The organism is Streptomyces sp. NBC_01176 (genome assembly GCF_045039825.1).
Classification (GTDB): domain Bacteria; phylum Actinomycetota; class Actinomycetes; order Streptomycetales; family Streptomycetaceae; genus Streptomyces.
The window spans coordinates 6718341-6737293 of sequence record NZ_CP108600.1 but is presented as its reverse complement, the minus strand read 5'-3'; the positions used below and the strand labels follow the sequence as shown (position 1 = coordinate 6737293).

18 protein-coding genes are annotated in these 18953 nt (G+C 72.7%); 10 read left to right on the top strand and 8 right to left on the bottom strand.

The features are described from left to right. Nucleotides 1-55: 55 nt before the first annotated feature. Both OG199_RS29130 and OG199_RS29125 read right to left on the bottom strand, forming a co-directional pair. A complete protein-coding gene (locus OG199_RS29130; RefSeq protein ID WP_356806882.1) occupies nucleotides 56-784 on the bottom strand; it encodes a bifunctional DNA primase/polymerase in 729 nt (242 codons plus the stop codon). A gap of 198 nt (nucleotides 785-982) precedes the next feature. Then, a complete protein-coding gene (locus tag OG199_RS29125) occupies nucleotides 983-1630 on the bottom strand; it encodes a TetR/AcrR family transcriptional regulator (RefSeq protein WP_356806884.1) in 648 nt (215 codons plus the stop codon). Between the two features lie 139 nt (nucleotides 1631-1769). Here OG199_RS29125 and ddaH point away from each other — a divergent pair, with 139 nt between their 5' ends. Next, the gene (gene ddaH / locus OG199_RS29120; RefSeq protein ID WP_401798848.1) at nucleotides 1770-2627 is read left to right on the top strand and encodes a dimethylargininase; all 858 of its coding nucleotides are present in this window, start codon (nucleotides 1770-1772) and stop codon (nucleotides 2625-2627) included. Between the two features lie 54 nt (nucleotides 2628-2681). Here the strand turns inward: ddaH and OG199_RS29115 are convergent, their stop codons facing one another. The 3 genes from OG199_RS29115 to OG199_RS29105 form a co-directional block, all read right to left on the bottom strand. Beyond that, the gene (locus OG199_RS29115; protein WP_401798850.1) at nucleotides 2682-3677 is read right to left on the bottom strand and encodes a small ribosomal subunit Rsm22 family protein; all 996 of its coding nucleotides are present in this window, start codon (nucleotides 3675-3677) and stop codon (nucleotides 2682-2684) included. A gap of 308 nt (nucleotides 3678-3985) precedes the next feature. Further along, nucleotides 3986-5158, bottom strand: coding sequence for a serine hydrolase domain-containing protein (locus OG199_RS29110; RefSeq protein WP_405834708.1), 1173 nt, complete (start codon nucleotides 5156-5158; stop codon nucleotides 3986-3988). Then, on the bottom strand, nucleotides 5113-6537 hold the full coding sequence (locus OG199_RS29105) for a multidrug effflux MFS transporter (protein ID WP_405831978.1): 1425 nt from the start codon (nucleotides 6535-6537) through the stop codon (nucleotides 5113-5115). The genes OG199_RS29110 and OG199_RS29105 overlap by 46 nt, the downstream gene beginning before the upstream one ends. A gap of 99 nt (nucleotides 6538-6636) precedes the next feature. Between OG199_RS29105 and OG199_RS29100 the strand changes: the two genes are divergently transcribed. Then, nucleotides 6637-7644 (top strand): Gfo/Idh/MocA family oxidoreductase, encoded by a 1008-nt coding sequence (locus tag OG199_RS29100; RefSeq protein ID WP_356807441.1) that lies wholly within the window; start codon nucleotides 6637-6639, stop codon nucleotides 7642-7644. Nucleotides 7645-7882: 238 nt separating this feature from the next. Beyond that, nucleotides 7883-8641 carry an SDR family oxidoreductase gene (locus OG199_RS29095; RefSeq protein ID WP_402171109.1) on the top strand — a complete coding sequence of 253 codons (759 nt, stop codon included), beginning with the start codon at nucleotides 7883-7885 and terminating at the stop codon, nucleotides 8639-8641. A gap of 409 nt (nucleotides 8642-9050) precedes the next feature. On the opposite strand, the gene OG199_RS29090 is transcribed toward OG199_RS29095, so the two are convergent. Then, nucleotides 9051-10322 (bottom strand): D-alanyl-D-alanine carboxypeptidase family protein, encoded by a 1272-nt coding sequence (locus OG199_RS29090; protein WP_405831976.1) that lies wholly within the window; start codon nucleotides 10320-10322, stop codon nucleotides 9051-9053. Nucleotides 10323-10635: 313 nt separating this feature from the next. Here OG199_RS29090 and OG199_RS29085 point away from each other — a divergent pair, with 313 nt between their 5' ends. Both OG199_RS29085 and OG199_RS29080 read left to right on the top strand, forming a co-directional pair. Further along, nucleotides 10636-12117, top strand: a complete 1482-nt coding sequence (locus tag OG199_RS29085) for an ABC transporter permease (RefSeq protein WP_405831974.1) — start codon at nucleotides 10636-10638, stop codon at nucleotides 12115-12117. A gap of 96 nt (nucleotides 12118-12213) precedes the next feature. Continuing rightward, nucleotides 12214-12933 (top strand): ABC transporter ATP-binding protein, encoded by a 720-nt coding sequence (locus OG199_RS29080; RefSeq protein WP_405831972.1) that lies wholly within the window; start codon nucleotides 12214-12216, stop codon nucleotides 12931-12933. A 156-nt stretch (nucleotides 12934-13089) separates the two neighbouring features. On the opposite strand, the gene OG199_RS29075 is transcribed toward OG199_RS29080, so the two are convergent. Then, on the bottom strand, nucleotides 13090-13413 hold the full coding sequence (locus OG199_RS29075; RefSeq protein ID WP_266698827.1) for a nuclear transport factor 2 family protein: 324 nt from the start codon (nucleotides 13411-13413) through the stop codon (nucleotides 13090-13092). 214 nt (nucleotides 13414-13627) lie between these two features. On the opposite strand from OG199_RS29075, the gene OG199_RS29070 reads away from it, so the two are divergent. The 3 genes from OG199_RS29070 to OG199_RS29060 all read left to right on the top strand — a co-directional run bounded on the left by OG199_RS29070 (nucleotide 13628) and on the right by OG199_RS29060 (nucleotide 15429). Continuing rightward, on the top strand, nucleotides 13628-14173 hold the full coding sequence (locus OG199_RS29070; RefSeq protein ID WP_356807450.1) for a DoxX family membrane protein: 546 nt from the start codon (nucleotides 13628-13630) through the stop codon (nucleotides 14171-14173). Nucleotides 14174-14249: 76 nt separating this feature from the next. After that, nucleotides 14250-14630: a MazG-like family protein gene (locus OG199_RS29065; protein ID WP_405831969.1), complete on the top strand. Its 381-nt coding sequence runs from the start codon at nucleotides 14250-14252 to the stop codon at nucleotides 14628-14630. Nucleotides 14631-14742: 112 nt separating this feature from the next. Continuing rightward, nucleotides 14743-15429 (top strand): histidine phosphatase family protein, encoded by a 687-nt coding sequence (locus OG199_RS29060; RefSeq protein WP_401798866.1) that lies wholly within the window; start codon nucleotides 14743-14745, stop codon nucleotides 15427-15429. Between the two features lie 138 nt (nucleotides 15430-15567). Here OG199_RS29060 and OG199_RS29055 read toward each other — a convergent pair whose 3' ends face one another. Further along, complete coding sequence (locus OG199_RS29055; RefSeq protein WP_405831968.1) at nucleotides 15568-16590, bottom strand: LacI family DNA-binding transcriptional regulator; 1023 nt, start codon at nucleotides 16588-16590, stop codon at nucleotides 15568-15570. A 110-nt stretch (nucleotides 16591-16700) separates the two neighbouring features. Between OG199_RS29055 and OG199_RS29050 the strand changes: the two genes are divergently transcribed. Together OG199_RS29050 and OG199_RS29045 are read left to right on the top strand one after the other, a co-directional pair. Further along, complete coding sequence (locus tag OG199_RS29050) at nucleotides 16701-17867, top strand: phytanoyl-CoA dioxygenase family protein (RefSeq protein ID WP_405831966.1); 1167 nt, start codon at nucleotides 16701-16703, stop codon at nucleotides 17865-17867. Between the two features lie 55 nt (nucleotides 17868-17922). Next, complete coding sequence (locus tag OG199_RS29045) at nucleotides 17923-18927, top strand: Gfo/Idh/MocA family oxidoreductase (protein ID WP_356800624.1); 1005 nt, start codon at nucleotides 17923-17925, stop codon at nucleotides 18925-18927. Nucleotides 18928-18953 lie beyond the last annotated feature (26 nt).

The following is an 18953-nucleotide window of genomic DNA, read 5'->3' as shown; positions in this document are numbered from 1 at the left end:
CGTGACACCCGCCGGGGGCACCCCGGCGGGTGTGGCGCCGGTACCCAGCCGCTGTCTAGCCGCGGTGGGGCCACGCGGCCAGCTGGTCGGACTCGTTCTCCCCCGCGTAGCGGGCGCAGGCGTCCGTCAGAGCCTCGAGCAGCGTCAGCGGGTCGGGAAGCGGATGCTCGGGGCCGCGCAGCCAGTCGACGCCGAGATCACCGGGGAGCTGGGCCGGCGGGACGAGGACGTAGGAACCGCGGCAGTGCCAGCGCAGGCCGGGGTGTTCGTCCGTCGTCTCGGGGTGCGAGTCCAGCTCGCAGGGCCACCACTCGTCCTCGTCCTCGGGCGTACCGCGGGTGAGCGTGAAGAAGAACATGCGTCCGTCACCGCTCTCGGCGACGGGCCCGACCTCGACGCCGGAGGAGAGCAGCCGCTCCAGGGCCTCGCGGCCCGCGTCGACCGGCACGTCGAGCACGTCGTGCACCATGCCGGTGGCGGTGATGAAGTTGGCCTGCGGCTGGTGCCGTACCCATCGCTCGATCTGGGCACGGTCGGTCGTGGACTGGGTCTGCCAGGCGAAGGACACGGGGTGGCGCGCGGGGGTGGGACAGCCGACGCGATCACAGGAACATCGGTAGCCGGAGGGGTACGCGGCCTGCGCGAGCGGCAGCCCAGCGGCGGCAGCGGCGAGCAGCAGGGCTTCACGCCCGCCGTCGTCGGCGATCTCCTTGGGACGGCGACCACGCAGCCACTGGGAGATCCTGCCCTGCGCGCCGGAGCGGCGGCCGAACTCTGCGCTCATCAATCTCCTCGCCTAGCAGTGGTGCCGACAGCGGTCGTGTCGATGCGGTCGTACCGGCGGACGCCTCAGCGACCGGCATCCGACAAGCCCTATGGTCCCACCATCCTGCGCCCCGGGTGGACAGAGCTCGCATCCGGGGTGGGTGGGACCAGGGCTCCACCGGCCGGAATCGGGCAGGACGGGCCACTTTGGTGTGTTTTATCCCCGGGGAGCGAGCCCGTACAGGGCGTAGTCCACCAGGGTGTCCGTGTACGCGTACGAAATCGGGCCGGTGCGCTGGAGCCAGCGCTGGGCGAGCGGGGAGACGAAGAGCTCCAGGGCGATCCGGAGGTCGAGGTCGGGCCGCAGCGCGCCTTCGCCCTGGGCGGACCTGAGCCGCTTCACGTACAGCTGGAGCTGGGGTTCGAGGAGCTTGCCGACGAACTCGGCGCCGAGCGCCTCGTTCACCAGGCCCTCGGCGGCCAGGGCGCGCGAGGGGACCTCGAACGCGGGGTTCAGCAGTTCGTCGACGGTGGCGCGCAGGACCCGTTTGAGGTCGGCGGCGAGGTCGCCGGTGTCCGGGATCTCGTACGACTCCTGTCCCGCCTCCCGGGCGGCCCGCTCCGCGAGGTCCATGAAGGCGTCCAGGAGCACCGCGGCCTTCGAGGGCCACCACCGGTAGATCGTCTGCTTGCCGACTCCGGCGCGGGCGGCTACGCCCTCGATCGTGGTCCGGGGATAGCCGACCTCGCCGACGAGGGCGAGGGCCGCGTCGAAGATCGCGCGACGGGACTTCTCGCTGCGCCGGGAGGAGTCGGGGGCGGACCGGCCGGCGGGCGGGGCGGACTGGGGAGACGTCGGGTCCATGGGGCGAACCTAACAGGTCGGCAAGACGGGGCGTCTCGCCGCCGTTCGGCCTGACGGGTGGGGTGCGGAGGGGGCCCGGGGGCGGCCGCGGGCGGACCACCCGTTCGCCACCGAGCCGGACCGTGTCTTCCGGCGCACCATGGGCATCATCTGCCCCGCGGTACGTGAGGAGCCCTCCTTGCACCCTCTGCGCAGCGCCACACCCCGGCGCTATCTGATGTGCCCGCCCGAGCACTTCGCCGTCACCTACACCATCAACCCCTGGATGGACCCGGCCAAGCCGGTCGACGTGGCGCTCGCCGTCGCCCAGTGGGAGGACCTGCGGGACCGCTACCGCTCCCTGGGTCACACGGTCGAGGAGCTCGTCCCGCGCCACGGCCTGCCGGACATGGTCTTCGCCGCGAACGGGGCGACGGTCGTGGACGGCCGGGTGCTGGGCGCGCGGTTCGCGCACCGGGAGCGGGAGGCGGAGGCGGCGGTGCACCTGGAGTGGTTCCGCGCCCACGGCTTCCCGTCGGTGCGCGAGCCGGTGCACATCAACGAGGGCGAGGGCGACTTCGCGGTCACCGCCTCGTACCTGCTCGCCGGGCGCGGCTTCCGGGCGAGCCCGCTCTCGCACGGCGAGGCCCAGGAGTACTTCGGCCGCCCGGTGCTCGGGCTCGACCTGGTCGATCCCCGTTACTACCACCTGGACACGGCCCTCACCGTCCTCGACGACACGACGGACGAGATCATGTACTACCCGCCCGCCTTCTCCCCCGGCAGCCGCGAGGTGCTGCGCCGGCTGTTCCCCGGCGCGTTGACCGCCACCGACGAGGACGCCGCGGCGTTCGGCCTGAACGGGGTCTCGGACGGCCTGCACGTGCTGCTTCCGCAGGCCGCGACCGGGCTCCTCGAGCCGCTCCGCGACCGGGGGTTCGAGCCCATCGGCATCGATCTGAGCGAACTCCTCAAGGGCGGCGGCAGCGTGAAGTGCTGTACGCAGGAACTGAGGTGAGGCGGTGAGGCGGGAGGCAGGAGACCGCACGGCCGTGGACGTACCGGCGGGTTGTCAGTCCTCGTCGGCCGGGGGCGGCCAGGCGTCGCCCCAGTCCGCGTCACGGGCCGCGCGGTAGAGCGGTCCGTGGCGCTTGGTCACCGTCTCGCGGTGCAGGGACTCGTCCGGGCCGCACAGGTCGAGCAGCACCTGCCCCTTGCGGATCTGCGGCTTGCGCACCACGCGGGAGGGGGCCGGGTCCGCCGGGAGGCGGGTGGCGGCGACGTAGCTGAACTTCTCGTCCTCGTACGCCAGGGAGCCGCCCTTGACCTGCCGGTGCAGGGAGGAACGGCTGACCCTGGCGGAGAAGTGGCACCAGTCCTCGCCGGGCACGATGGGGCAGGCCGCACTGTGCGGACAGGGCGCGGCGACGCGGAACCCGGCGTCGATCAGGCGCTCGCGGGCCTCGATCACCCGGGCGTATCCGTCGGGCGTGCCCGGCTCGATGATCACGACGGAGGCGGCCGCGGCGGCCGCGGCCGTCACGACGGAGGCGCGGTCGGCGGCGGTGAGCTCACCGAGGACGTAGGACACCGTCACGAGATCGGTGCTCTCGATGGTGAGCGCCGCTCCGATGCGGGTGCGGTGCCACTCCGCGGGCTCCAGCTCCGGGTTCGTGGCGGCGATCTCGCGGCCCAGCGCGAGGGCGGGCTCGGCCCAGTCGAGCACGGTCACGGGGCGGGCGCCCGGCCAGGTCGCGTTCACCGCCCAGGTCGCGGCGCCGGTGCCGCCGCCGATGTCCACGTGGCTCGTCGGTGCCCACGCCGGCACCGTGTCCGCGAACGCCTCCAGCGCGGCGCGCACCGCCTCGAACGTCGCCGGCATCCGGTAGGCGGCGTACGCGACCACGTCCGAGCGGTCGCGGAGGATCGGTGCGTGGGTCGGGGTGGTCCCCCGGTAGTTCGCGATCAGCCGCTCGACGGCCTGGGCGGCGGCCTTCGGCGGCAGCCCGTCGAGCAGACCCGCGAGGGCGGTGCGCAGGGTGTCGGCGGGGGGTGCGGGGGCGTTCACGCGGTGATTCTACGGGGGTGGAGCGACCCGCCCGTCTCCTCGCCCCCGCCGCCCCTACCCGACCCATCCCGTACCTGGGGGCTCCGCCCCAGACCCCGCCAAGGGGCTGCCGCCCCCTGGACCCCCGCTTCGCCCGAAGGGCTCGTCCTCAAACGCCGGACGGGCTGAAAATCCGCAGCCCAGGCCCGCACCATCAGCCCGTCCGGCGTTTGAGGACAAGGCCGTTCAGGCCGATAGGGGGTCTGGGGGCGGAGCCCCCAGGTACAGGATGGGTCGGGTAGGGGCGGCGGGGGCGAGGAAACCCGGGGTCAAGCGTCCCGTACCGCCCGAGCCATCCGCGTCGCCGCCTCCACCCGCGGCGCATTCCGCACAGGCCGCCGCCGAGGATGCACCGTGTTCGCCAGCAGCACGAGAAACGTCCCCGTCGCCGGATCCAGCACCAGCGACGTCCCCGTGAAACCCGTGTGTCCCGCCGCGCCGCCCTCCGCCAGGGCACCCATGAACCAGGGCCGGCCGATGGCGAAGCCGAGGCCGGGCGGGGTGAGCATCAGCTCGACGAAGTCGGGACCGAGGATGCGCGCGGGACCGTAGGAACCGCCCGCGAGCAGCGTGCGACAGAAGACGGCGAGGTCACGGCCGGTGGAGAAGAGGCCCGCGTGCCCCGCCACCCCGCCGAGCGCCCAGGCGTTCTCGTCGTGCACCACCCCCCGCAGCATCCCGCGGTCCGCCTTGGCCCACGGCCGTCGCTGGTCCTCGGTCGCCGCCGCGTCCGGGCACGGCCCGAAGCGGGTGGCCGTCATCCCCAGCGGCCGGGTGATCCCGTCCCTGATGAGGACGTCGAGGGCCCGGCCGGTGATGCGTTCCAGGACGTGCTGGAGGAGGAGCAGGTTCAGATCCGAGTAGAGGTACTCCCCCGGCTCGGACGAGGGTCCTTCCGCCCGCAGCATCGCCAGGCGTGCCCGCTCGTCCGGGCAGTCGTACAGCGGGAGTTCGGGCCGCAGCCCGGAGGTGTGCGTGAGCAGCTGCCGCACGGTGACGTCGTTCGCCGAGGCCGCGCGGAACTCCGGCAGATACGCCCCCACCCGCGCGTCGATTCCCAGCGTGCCGCGCTCCAGCTGCTGGACCGCGGCGACCGCCGTGAACAGCTTGGTGAGGGAGGCCAGGTCGAAGGGGGTGCGCACGCTCATCGGAAGCCGCTCCGTGGGCGGCAGTTCGACCCCGGTGTCGGTCTTCTCGTCGTACGACGCGTAGCGCACCGCCCAGCCCGCCGCCTCCTCGACGGCGATGACCGGGCCGCGTCCGGCGACCACGACGACGCCGGCCGCCCAGGGGTCCGGTCCCCGGGTGAGGGCGCGGACGTCGCGTACGAGGTGGCGCAGTTCGGCCGGATCGAGCCCGGCCCGCTCCGGTGTGTCGACGCGCAGTTTCGGTGCGCTCAGCTGTCCGCCGCCTTTCCGTCCATGGTGTGTCCCGTCCGCCAGGGACGGCACAGTCCCATGAAGCAGGCGACGGCCACCAGTACCGCCGCCAGTTGGACGACGGCCATCGGGACGGCGGTGCGCTCCCCGGCGATGCCGACCAGCGGCGAGGCGACCGCTCCGATGAGGAAGGAGGAGGTGCCGAGCAGCGCGGAGGCGGAGCCGGCGGCGTGCCGGACGCGCATCAGGGCGAGCGCCTGGGTGTTGGGCAGCGCGAGGCCCATCGCGGACATCAGGACGAACAGCGCGGCGGCCACCGGCGCCAGCCCGACCTCGCCGAAGACGCCGGAGGACATCAGGAGCAGCGCGGTCGCGCCGAGGGCGATGAGGGTGAGGCCCACGGCGAGGACCTTGTCGAGGCCGACCCGGCCGACCAGGAGCTTGCCGTTGATCTGGCCGACGACCACCAGGCCGACCGAGTTCACGCCGAAGAGCAGGCTGAAGGTCTGCGGGGACGCCCCGTAGATCTCCTGGATCACGAAGGGCGAGGCCGAGATGTACGCGAAGAGCGCGGCGAAGGCGAACCCGCCCGCCAACATGTAGCCGGTGAAGACCCGGTCGGCCAGCAGGGCGCGCATCGAGTGGAGGGCTTCGCCGACTCCGCCGCCGTGCCGGTCGCCGGGCGCGAGGGTCTCGGGGAGCTTCGTCCAGACGAGCGCGGTGAGTCCGATGCCGACGGCGGTGAGGACGACGAAGACGCCTCGCCAGTCGGTGGCGCGCAGGATCTGCCCGCCGATGAGGGGGGCGACGACCGGGGCGACGCCGGAGATCAGCATGAGGGTGGAGAAGAAGCGGGCCATCGCCATGCCGTCGTACAGGTCGCGGACGACGGCCCGCGCGATCACGATGCCTGCCGCTCCCGCGAGACCCTGCGCCAGCCGGAAGGCGACGAGGAGTTCGACGTCGGGCGCGACGGCGCACAGGGCGGTGGCGAGGACGTAGACGACCAGCCCCACGAGCAGCGGTCTGCGCCGCCCCCACTTGTCGCTCATCGGCCCGACGACGAACTGGCCGAAGGCCATTCCGGCGAGGCACGCGGTCAGGGTGAGCTGGACGGTCGCGGCCGGGGCGTGCAGGGAGCGGGTGACCTCCGGCAGCGACGGGAGGTACATGTCCATGGCCAGCGGGGGTGTCGCGGTGAGCCCGCCGAGGATCAGGGTGACGAGGAGTCCGGTACGGCGGAGCGCTCCGGGGTCGCGCGGTCCGGCCTCCCCCGGGCGGGCGTCCCGGGGGACGGAGTCCTCCGCCGCGGGCGTCGCCCTGGGGTGCACGACGGCGGGTGCCGGGTCGGCGAAGGCCGCCGCGGTGTCGGCGACGGCGGTGTTCGGTATGTGCCCCTGCGGGCCTTCCTGGCCCCTCGTGGTGCGCCCGCGCTCGGGCATGTGCCCCTCCCTCTCCGGGTGATCCGCCACCTATGCTCTCAGTTCGAACGGAGTGTTCGGGGTCACAGAGCATCAGGGTGACAGAGCGAAGGGCCGGGAATGACGGGCGAGCACGAGCGGGTGCGGTGGGGGATTCTGGCGACCGGTGGGATCGCCGCGGCGTTCACGGCGGATCTGGTGGACATGCCGGACGCCGAGGTGGTGGCCGTGGCCTCACGGACCGACGCCTCGGCCAAGGCGTTCGCCGAGCGGTTCGGGATTCCCCGGGCGTACGGGGACTGGGCGTCGCTCGCCGCCGACGAGGACGTCGACGTCGTGTACGTGGCCACTCCGCACTCGGCGCACCGGCAGGCGGCCGGGATGTGTCTGGAGGCCGGGCGTCATGTGCTGTGCGAGAAGGCGCTGACGCTGAACGCGCGGGAGGCGGAGGAGCTGGTCGCGCTCGCCCGCCGCCACGACCGCTTCCTGATGGAGGCCATGTGGATGTACTGCAACCCGCTGGTCCGCAGGCTCAAGGGGCTCGTGGACGACGGTGTGATCGGTGAGGTCCGCACCGTGCAGGCCGACTTCGGGATCAACGGCCCGTTCCCGCCCTCGCACCGGCTGCGCGACCCGGCACAGGGCGGCGGGGCGCTGCTCGATCTCGGTGTCTACCCGGTGTCGTTCGCGCATCTGCTGCTCGGGGAGCCGTCGGGCATCACGGCGAGAGCGGTGCTCTCCGACGAGGGCGTCGATCTCCAGACGGGAGCGGTGCTCACCTGGGAGAGCGGTGCTCTCGCTTCGGTGCACTGCTCCATCAACGGCAGCACCCCCGTCACTGCCTCCGTCACCGGCTCGCAGGGCCGCATCGACATCCCCGGCGGCTTCTTCTTCCCGGAACGGCTCGTACTGCACCGCGACGGGCGCGATGCGGAGGAGTTCACGGCCGACCCGGCGCACGGCCCGCGCACCAGCCTCAAGCACGAGGCCGCCGAGGTGATGCGCGCACTGCGGGCCGGCGAGAAGGAGTCCCCGCTCGTCCCCCTCGACGGCAGCCTCGCCGTGATGCGGACGCTGGACGCGGTACGCGAGCAGATCGGCGTCCGCTACCCCGGCGAGACCGTCTGACCGGCCGACGGCCCGACGACCCGACGACCGAACGGACTGGCGGTTGACGGCTGTTGACCGTCGGCCGTCGGCCGTCGGTTGACGGTTGACGGCTGACGGTTGACGGCTGACGGTTGACGGTTGACGGTTGACGGCTGACGGCTGACGGTTGACGGCTGACGGCTGACGGCTCCGGAAAGGGGCCGCGGGCCGCGAGGTGCCCCGCGGCCCCGTCATGCCGTCGATACGCTGCGGCCCCATGAATGCCAAGCAGACGAAGATCGCGGTGGTGACCGGGGCGGGCTCCGGCATCGGCCGCGCGGTGGCCGTCGAACTGCTGCGCGCCGGCTGGTCGGTGGCGCTGGCCGGACGCCGGACCGAGCCCCTGGAGGAGACCGCGGCCCTCGTCCCCGAGGCCCCCTCGGCGGCCGTACGGGCCGACGTCGCCCGCCCCGAGGAGGTGGCCGCCCTCTTCGCCTCCGTGCGCGAGCGCTTCGGACGGCTCGACCTGCTCTTCAACAACGCCGGAACGTTCGGCCCGGGCGGCGTCCCGGTCGAGGAACTGCCGTACGAGGCCTGGCGGCACGTCGTGGACACCAATCTCAACGGCGCCTTCCTGTGCGCGCAGGCCGCGTTCCGGCAGATGAAGGAGCAGGACCCGCAGGGCGGCCGGATCATCAACAACGGCTCGATCTCGGCGCACGCGCCACGTCCGCGGTCGATCGCCTACACGGCGACCAAGCACGCGGTGACGGGCCTGACCAAGTCGCTGTCCCTGGACGGGCGCGCGTACCGGATCGCGTGCGGTCAGATCGACATCGGCAACGCGGCGACCGACATGACCTCCGGCATGCGCACGGGAACTCCACAGGCGAACGGGGAGCTGGCGGTCGAGCCGGTGATGGACGCGGCGGACGTGGCCCGCACCGTGCGGCACATGGCGGAGCTGCCGCTGGAGGCGAACGTGCAGTTCGCGACGGTGATGGCCACCGCGATGCCCTATGTGGGACGCGGCTAGGGGACGTCCGCACCCTTCGTCAACGTCTCAACTTGCACAAACGGAAGCTGAACCTCCGCACTATAAGACCCGGTCGCGGGCTTATGCTCGTGTCGCCTCCACGAGAGCTTCACACTCGGAGTGGAGGACTTCGGTACGACCACGGTCCACACCGAGGGGGGAGGTGGCAGCCGTTCCGCGGCCCGGCTGGGGGGCGGACCTCGCGCGGGACCGCGAGGTGGGCCATGGGACGGCTGCCTCCGCACTTGCGACGGCTGACGGGGCTCGTCACCGCCGGTGACGAGCCCCGGAATGTCCCGGATCCGAAGCCCCCGCATCGGAAGTCCTCGGGTCCGAAGCTCCCTGGTCCGAAGCTCGCGTATCGGAAGCCCTCAGGCCCCCTGGTCCGAAGCTCGCGTATCGGAAGCCCTCAGGCCCCCTGGTCGGAAGCTCCCGCGTCGGAAGCCCTCGGGCCGGAAGCCCCCTGGTCCGAGGCCGGGGCCCCGCCCGCCGCCACCGCGCGCCGCCGCCTGTGCCACGCGACCGCGCCGCCCGCGAGCAGCGCGACCGCTCCCCCGGCCCCGCCGACCAGCCCCCACGACGTACTGCTCGTCTCCGCCCGGGCGGGCGCGCCGGCAGCGGCCTTCGGGGCCTTCCTGGTGGGCGTCGCCCCGGCGCCGCCCTCGCTGAGCGGGGCGACCAGCGTGCCCACCGGACGCGCGTTCGCGCCCTGCCGGAACCCCCAGTCGAGCAGCGCCGCCGTCTCCTCGTAGACGCCGCTGCCACCGCTCTTCGGGTGCATCACCGTGACCAGGAGGGTCCGGCCGCCGCGGGTCGCGGCGCCGGTGAAGGTGTTGCCGGCGTTGCTGGTGTAGCCGTTCTTGACGCCGATGAGACCGTCGTACGTCGGCACGCCCCACGCGCCGGTCAGCAGACGGTCCGTGTTCTGTATCTGGAAGGTCTTCTTGCCGCCCGCCGGGAAGTCCGCGGTCCTCGTCGAGCAGTAGGCGCGGAAGTCGGCGTCGGCGAGGCCGTGCCGGGCGAAGAGCGTCAGGTCGTACGCGGAGGACACCTGGCCCTTGTGGTCGAATCCGTCGGGGCTGACCACGTGCGTGTCCAGGGCCTGCAGGTCCTCGGCCCTGGCCTGCATCTGCGCGACCGTGGTGTCCACGCCGCCGTTCATGTGGCTGAGCACGTGCACCGCGTCGTTTCCGGAGCGCAGGAAGACGCCGAGCCACAACTGCTCGACGGTGTAGGTGATTCCGGGCTTGACGCCGACGAGGCTGGAGCCGGCGGGAATCCCGGCGAGGTCGGCGTCGGTGACCCGGTGGCGCTCGGTGCGTGCGAACTTCTGCAGCACGGTGTCCGCGAAGAGCATCTTCAGCGTGGAGGCGGGCGCCAGCAGCCGGTGCGCGTTGTACGAGGCGAGCACCTCGCCGCTGACGTGGTCGGCGACGAGCCAGGAGCGGGCGGTGAGCCGCCTGGGCAGTCCCGAGGCCCCGCGCACCTGGACGCCGCCGCGGCCCAGCAGTTCACCGCCGATCGTGGCGGCGCGGGCGGCGGACGGCGTGACAGCGGGCGTGGCGGAGGGGGTGGCGGCCGCCGGGGACGCGGCGGCCAGCGGGACGGCCGCTGCGAGGCCGAGCGCGGCACGGCGGGACAGCACGGCGGCACGCGGGCGGAGCGGAGAGGAATCGCGCATCTCGGGACCGTACAAAGCCGGTCCGCGGCGCCGTACGGCGGGGTCGCACAAGAAAGGCACAGCGTGCCCACAGGCATGGCGGAGCCGTGACCCGCGCGCCGCATCCGGCTGTCGTGTGCCGCCGACACCCCACCCGACAGGGGCTTCCTGGCAATGACCTCTCCGGAGCCTGGGAATCAGCTGTCTTACGCGATATTGATTCCGCATCCGGCTTTCTCAGCTCTCGCACACCTCTTACCCAGCCCCGCTCAAAGGTTTCTCCATAGCTTGTGGCCGCGCCCACAGCGGGCGCCGAGAACCTTTGGGGAACGGGATGTTTGGCATCTATCTCAAGCGTGAACTGAGCCGGCGCAAGAAGGCGGCCCTGGTGATCGCCATGGGTCTGGCGCTCGGAATCGCGCTGGTCATCACCGTCGACTCGGTGTCCGCCGGCATGCAGCAGGCCCAGGGCAAGGTCCTGAAGTCGCTGTACGGGCTCGGTACCGACATGACCGTCACGAAGGCCCGCCCGGCGGCCACGGGCAGCTCCTCCGGGCGGCCGAAGTTCGATTTCGACGCCAAGTCCGACAGCAGCACGACACAGAGCTCGGACCGGGTGATGACGCAGGGCGGGCAGTCCCTGAAGTCCTCGCTCGTCACCCAGGTCGCCGCGCAGAAGGGCGTGTCGAGCGCGGTGGGCGCGCTCAGCCTGAACGTCACCAAGGTCGACGGCTCGTTCACCCGGGGCACGGCGAAGTCCTCCACCTCCTCGGGGTCCGCGGGCTCCTCCGGTTCGCGGCAGGGCGGTCCCGGCGGCGGCCAGGGCGGCGGCTCGGGCCAGCCGCAGGTGCAGGGCGGCGGCGCGTCCTTCGACGTGAACTCGTACTCGGTCGCGGGCGTCGACGTCACCCACCAGGACCTCGGCCCGCTCGCCACCTCGAGGATCACCACAGGTCGGACCTTCGCCGCGTCCCAGACCGACGCGAAGGTCGCGGTGCTCAGCGCGTCGTACGCCAAGGAGAACAAGAAGACGGTCGGAGGAACCCTCACGATCTCCGGCACCAAGTACACGGTCATCGGGATCGCGACGCCGGACAGCAGCGAGTCGACGACCGATGTCTACCTCCCGCTGAAGCAGGCGCAGACTCTGGGCGACTCGAAGGACAAGGTCACCACGATCTACGTCAAGGCGACCGACTCGAAGCAGATCGACACCGTCAAGGCGGCCATCCAGAAGAACATCTCGGGGACGACGGTCACCACCTCCGCGGACCTCGCGTCCACCGTCTCCGGCTCCCTGTCGACCGCCTCGAACCTGGCGACCAGCGTCGGCAAGTGGCTGTCCGTCGCGGTGCTCGTGGCCGCGTTCCTGGTGGCGGCGCTGCTGACCTCCTCGGCCGTGTCCCGCCGGGTGCGCGAGTTCGGCACGCTCAAGGCGCTCGGCTGGCCGTCCCGCAGGGTCACCCGCCAGGTCGTCGGTGAGTCCGTCGTGAACGGTCTGTTCGGCGGCGCGCTCGGCATCGCCCTCGGCCTCGGCGCGGCGTACGCGGTGACGGCGATCAGCCCGAAGCTGACCGCGGAGCTCGGCTCCACCGGCGGGGGCGGTGGCGGTATGGGCGGTGGCCCCGGTGGCGGCGGGCCCGGCCGGCAGGCGGTCAAGAACACCATGGAGATCGCGCTCTCCGCACCGGTCTCGGTGACCACCATCGCGCTCGCGGCGGGACTGGCCATCGCGGGTGGCCTCGTCGCCGGCGCGATGGGCGGCTGGCGTGCCTCCCGGATGCGCCCCGCGGACGCGCTGCGCAGCGTCGCGTAACCCCCTCCCCCTGGGCGAGGAACACCCCGAGCCGGGGCGCCGCCTCCGCTTCGCCCCCGACCGCGGCGCCCCACCCCTTCATCTTCGGAGAACCTCATGTACAAGCTCACCGGCGTCACCAAGCGCTACACGCGGGGCAAGGAGACGGTGGAGGCGCTGCGCGGCGTCGACCTCGCCATCGAGGACGGCGACCAGCTCGTCATCCAGGGCCCCACCGGCGGCGGCAAGTCGACCCTGCTCCAGATGATCGGCGGCCTGGACCGCCCGTCCTCCGGCAGCGTCGAGCTGGACGGCGTCGACCTCGCCTCCGTCAGCGAGGCCGGACTGACCCGGCTGCGCGCCGAGAAGATCGGCATCATCTTCCAGTCGTTCAACCTCATTCCGACGCTGACCGCGCAGGAGAACGTCGAGACCGCGCTCGTACCGCTCGGGGTGAAGCCCGCGGAGCGACGCGAGCGTGCCGCCGAGGCGCTGCGCTCGGTCGGTCTGGGCGAGCGTCTGACGCACGCGCCGTCCGAACTCTCCGGCGGCCAGCAGCAGCGTGTCGCCATCGCGCGTGCCCTGGTCAAGAAGCCGAAGGTGCTCCTCGCGGACGAGCCGACCGGCAACCTGGACGAGGGCACCCGTGACGACATCATGGGGCTGCTGGAGGGGTTGTGGCACGAGTACGGGCTGACCTTCGTCCTGGTCACCCACGACTCGTCGATCGCCCGCCGGGCGCCGCGTCTCGCCACCATCAGGGCGGGGCGGATCACGCTGACCGAGCGGGGCGGCAGCGGCAGGCGGCGCGCCGAGCCCCGGCACTCCGTCGGCTGAGGGGGCGGCGGGAGCGGCCGGGAGCGGCGTTCGGCACGCGAGCCGGGGGAAGGGGCCGGGGGTCCGGCCCCTTCCCCCGTTCTCCGTACGGGAGTTACGGGCGTTACATGTGTTTCATGCGCTACGTGCGCTACGTGCGCTACGTGCGCTCCTTTCCTACGCCTGCCCCGTCTCGAAACGGGTGATCCTGCCGCCGTCGACGGTGAAGCTCCACCGCGTCTTCATCTCGCCCCAGGTGTCGTTGCTGTAGCGGACGACGAGGGCATGACCGCCCCGGGACTCGTTGTCGACGTCCATGTGGCCGTGGGAGGAGAAGATCTCCTGCTCGGTCCAGTCGGCGAGGTCCCGGTCGGAGCCGTCGTCGGACATGGTCGCACCGGGCGCGAGGACCGCCTCGAACGCCTCTCGGTCGTGGGCGTTCACAGCGGTGACGAAGGCCCGCACGGCCGGATCGCTGAGTCTGGCTACCTGAATCGTCATGGCAGTCAGCGTCACACCGCTCCCGCCGGCCCGCCACCCGTCCCACGCCGCGGCCGGCCCCGGCCGACCACACGAACAGCCCCAGGACCGCCACCCGAACAGCCGCGCGCGCCGGGTGCGGGACAGCGGCACGGGCGACGGTGGACGAAGGCCGGCGGAGGAAGGCCGGCGGAGGAAACACGCCGTCATCGCGCGAGCCCGGTTGGGAGCCACCGTGACCTGTTTCGACCGTAGAGACCTCGGACTGCTGCTGCTCCGTCTGGGCACGGGCGGCGTGCTGGCCGCGCACGGGGCGCAGAAGCTGTTCGGCTGGTTCGGCGGGGGCGGGCTCTCCGGGACGGGAATGGCCATGGCGGCGATGGGCTATGTGCCCGGGAAGCGGAGCGCGCTCGCGGCGGGCCTCGCCGAGGCGGCCGGCGGCACACTGCTGGCGCTGGGCCTCGCGACACCCGCGGCCGGTGCCTCCGCGGCCGGTGCGATGACGGGCGCGACCGCGGTGCACCTGCCGCACGGGTTCTTCGCCCAGGAGGGCGGCTACGAGTACGCGGCCTCGCTGGGCCTGACGGCGGCCGGGCTCGCCGTGACGGGCCCCGGCCGGATCTCGCTGGACCATCTGCTCGGCCACACCGTGAACCGGGGCTGGATGGTCCCCGCCGCACTGGGGGTGACGGCCGCCGCCACGCTGGCCGTGGTGGGCGCGCGCAACAACCGGGTGCGGCGGGCCGCCGAGGGTGAACAGCCCACGCTGTTCGACGAGTAGGAACGGTTCCACGGCTCTCCCGGGCCACAGGTCCCGAACAGGCGTCGGGCGCACCGCCCCTGGGGAGGCTGGTCCCATGGCTGATGAAGACGTCTGGGACTCGATCGACCGCCTGCACGACTGGCTCGACGCCGACCGGTCGCGAGAGGGCCCCGCGCACGACGACCGGGCGCACGACGACCAGGCGCACGACAACCAGGACGAGCTGCTCCTGCGCATCCTGAAGCTGTCGGAGGAGGTCGGCGAGGTCGCCCGGGCGGTGATCGGCGCGACCGGTCAGAACCCGCGCAAGGGCACCACGCACACCTGGGACGACGTACGGGCCGAGCTCTGCGACGTCGTGATCACGGGCCTGGTCGCTCTGCGCACCCTGGCGCCGGACGCGCGCGAGGTGTTCACGGCCCACCTGGCGGGTGTCACGGACCGGTCGCTGGGGCCTGACCCCGGCTCCGGGTGAACTGCCGCCGGTGCCAGGGGAGTTCCTCGGCGACCGGGTTCACGGTCGGAAGCCGGGACGTACCGCGCGGGGGGCTCCGTACCGTCGTACCGCCGTCTGAGAGGGTGACCGTATGCGCCTCATTCTCGTCCGCCACGGACAGACACCGTCCAATGTGGAGTTCCTGCTGGACACCGCCACGCCGGGACCGGGGCTCACGGCCCTCGGGGAGAAGCAGGCCGCCGCGCTGCCCCAGGCACTGGCGGACGAGGAGATCGGCGCGCTGTACGCCTCCACGCTGACCCGCGCCCAGCTGACCGCCGCCCCGCTGGCGGCCGCGCGCGGGCTGGAGGTGCGCGTCCGGGAGGGCATCCGCGAGCTGTCCGCCGGGGACCTGGAGATGCTGCGCGGGGACACCGAGGAGGCGCGGGCGTACCTCACGACGGCGTTCGCCTGGGCATCCGGGGAGACCGCGCTGCGGATGCCGGGCGGGGAGAGCGGCGCGGAGGCGCTGGGCCGGTTCGACGCGGTGGTCGCGGAGGCGGCGGCGAGCGGGGCGGGCGCCGTCGCGATGGTCAGTCACGGCGCCGCGATCCGGGTGTGGACGGCGGCACGCGCGCGCAACGTCGAGGTGTCCTTCGCCACCGGTCACCGGCTGGACAACACGGACGTGGTGATCCTGGAGGGTTCCCCGGCGGACGGCTGGACGGCCGTGTCCTGGGCGGGCACACCGCTGGACGAAGCGGCTTCCGGCCGGGAGAGCGGGCCCACGGGACAGCCGCTGGGTCCCGCCGGGGAGTCGGCGGTCCCGAACGAGTAGGCCGCCGGCGCTCACGGACTGCCGCCCGGCGGAGGATGACGGCCTCCTGCCGACGCGCCGCCTCCCCGTCCGGCGGAGGCCAGCTGCCGCCGGGACGGCATGTCACGCTCCCCCCGTCACCGGGCCCCAGCGAGGACCTCACCCCGGCGGCATGTTGTACGGCGTGACCACCTGGATCGCCGACGGGAGGAGCGGGCCCTCGTCCGGGAGTGCCTGGTGGGCCCGCATGATGGTCTGGCAGGCGCGGCGCATGTCCTGGCGCAGGTCGTGATGGAGCACCGCGGACAGCCGCCGCTCCCCCAGGAGCCGGGTGTTGTCGTGGTCCAGGTCGTGCGCGACGAAGGCCAGCAGGCCCCGCCCGAGCGTGTCGAAGGCGTCGATGGTCGCGGTGTTCCCGCCGCCGATGGAGTAGACGGCGTTGATCTCCGGGTCCCGCTCCAGGGTCTCGCGGACGAGCTCCCGCTGGGTGGAGTCGAGCCCGTCGCTGTCGGTGACCTCGACCAGCCGGCGTTCCGGCCGCGCGGCGCGCATCTCGCTGCGGAAGCCCATCTCGCGCTCCTCCTCGTTGCGGAAGGAGCCCCGGCTGATGGTGACGAGCACATGGCCGGGACCGTCGCCGAGCCACTGCCGGATCAGGTAGGCGGCGGTCGCTCCGGCGGCCCGGTTGTCGATGCCGACGTACGCCCTGCGCGGGCTGCTGGGCAGGTCCGTCACGAGCGTGACCACGGGAATGCCGGCCGCCACCAGCCGTCCGACCGCGGTGGTGACCTCGGGCACGTCGGGCGCCTTGAGGATCACTCCCTGCGAGCCGCGCGCGGCGATCCTGTCCAGGTCCTTCACCAGCTCCGCGGCGGGGTCCGTCTCACGGAAGTGGAAGCGTGAGCGCACGATCGCCGGGTGCAGGGACGGCAGTTCGGCCTCCAGCGCGTCGCGCACCGCGGAGGAGAACCGCTCGGGTGTCTGCATCACGATGTCGATCATGAAGGTGCGCCCGCCGATGCGGACCTGGGTGCGCTGGCGGTCCAGGTCCTCGATGGCCTGCCGGACCTCCCGGGCCGTGCTCTCGCGGACGCCGCCCCGGTGGTTGAGGACCCGGTCGACCGTCGCCTCGCTCAGCCCGGCCTGACGGGCGATCTCACGGATCGTATAGGGGTGTCCCATGGCGCTGTTCCCGAAGTCGTTGATGGGTTTTTGATGGGTTTCTGCTCATTGAATGATGGGCTCGGGTTCATAAGACTGACGGAAACGGCCGCGCGGCGAAAGGACCCTGCATGGCTTCCCAGGATGCCGGACCACGGGTGTGGCTGAGCGGGGACACGGACTGCGACCTCGACGCCTTCCGCGCACTGGTCGCCGAGCGCACCGATCCGCGTGACCACCCCTACGCCGCCGAGGTCGCGCGGAACGTTCCGCTCTACGACAGCGACCGTGTCCGGGCGGCCGACCCGACGGCGGTGCGGACCGAGTGGGTGCGCGCGCTGCTGGACGGCCCCGGCATCGTGGTGCTCCGGGGCGCGTTCGCGGACCTGGACGTGGTGGACCGGGCCTCGGACGTCTTCCGCGCGCTGATCGAGCGGGAGCGGGCGAGCGGCACGGCCCGCGGTGACCACTTCGCGAAGCCCGGCGCCAACGACCGGGTGTGGAGCGCCCTCGACAAGACGGCCCTGCACGCTCCCGAGGTCTTCGCCGACTACTACGCCAACGACATGCTGGCCCTGGTCTGCGAGGCCTGGCTCGGCCCCGGCTACCAGGTCACCTCCCAGATCAACGTGGTCAACCCGGGCGGCGCGGCGCAGAGCGTGCACCGGGACTACCACCTCGGTTTCCTCTCCGACGAACGGGCGGCCCGCTATCCGGCGCACGTCCACCGGCTCTCCCCCGTGCTCACCCTGCAGGGCGCGGTGGCGCACTGCGACATGCCCGTGGAGTCCGGCCCGACGCTGTACCTGCCGCACTCGCAGAAGTACGGGCCCGGCTATCTGGCCTGGCGGCGCCCGGAGTTCATCGCGTACTTCGAGGAGCACCACGTGCAGCTCCCGCTGGCCAAGGGGGACGCGGTCTTCTTCAACCCCGCGCTCTTCCACGCGGCGGGCCACAACCGCACGACGGACGTCAGACGGATGGCGAACCTGCTGCAGATCTCCTCCGCCTTCGGCCGGGCGATGGAGACGGTGGACCGGGAGGCGATGGTGAACGCGCTGTTCCCGGTGCTGCTGCGGCGCCGGGGCGAGGGCGTCGGGGAGGCGTGGCTGCGCCGGGTGGTGGCGGCCTGCGCGGAGGGCTACCCGTTCCCCACGGACCTCGATCTGGACCCGCCGCTGGAGGGGCTCGCCCCGCCGTCCCAGGCCGACACGGTGTGGCGGGCCGTGGTGGAGGAGTGGGACCCCGCGCGGCTGCGCCGGGAACTGCGGGCCGGCGCCGAGCGCCGCCGCACCTGAGTACTCACGTCAGGGGAGAACCGACCATGACTACGACTGTAGGGAGCAACCACTCGTGCGTATAGGCATCTTGGGACTGGGCCGGATCGGCGCCTTCCACACCGCGACGCTCGCCGGGCTCGACGCGGTGGACTCGCTGGTGGTCACCGACCCGGTGCCCGCGGCGGCCGCGGCGGCGGTCGAGCGTTTCGGGGCGACGGCGGTGGACTCCCCCGAGGCGGTGCTCGCCGCCGGGATCGACGGCATCGTGGTGGCGGCCGCCACCGACGCGCACCCCGCGCTCATCCTGGCCGCGGTCGAGGCGGGCATCCCCGTCTTCTGCGAGAAGCCGGTGGCACGGACGGTCGAGGAGAGCGTCGCCGTGCTGCGCGCGGTCCAGGACAGCGGCGTCGAGGTGCACATCGGCTACAACCGGCGGTTCGACGCGGGCTGCGCGGCCGCGCGCAAGGCCGTGGTGAGCGGCGAACTCGGCAAGCTGCACACCGTACGCTCCACGACCCTGGACCCGGCGCCGCCACCGGCCGCGTACGTGGCGGTCTCCGGCGGCATCTTCCGTGACTGCGCCGTGCACGACTTCGACATCGTGCGCTGGGTCACCGGCCGCGAGGTGGTCGAGGTGTACGCGGCCGGCGGCAACCGGGGGGCCGAGTACATCGCCGAGGCGGGCGACGTCGACACCGCGTCCGCGATCCTCACCCTCGACGACGGCACTCTCGCGCTGGTCTCCAACTCCCGCCACAACGCGCGCGGTTACGACGTCCGCCTGGAACTGCACGGCATGCGCGACAGCATCGCCGTCGGCCTGGAGGACAAACTCCCCCTGCGCTCCGTGGAACCCGGGGCCACCTTCCCCGCGGGCACCCCGCACGACTTCTTCATGGACCGTTTCGCCCCCGCCTACCGCGCCGAACTGACCGCCTTCACCGAGGTCGTCGCGGGCCGCGCCACCTCGCCGTGCACGGTCGCCGACGCGATCGAGGCGAGCTGGATCGCGGAGGCGTGCGCGCTGTCGTTGGCGGAGCACCGGGTGGTACGGGTGGAGGAGGTACGACGGGGCTGAGCCGGCAGGCGGGTGCGGTCGCATGC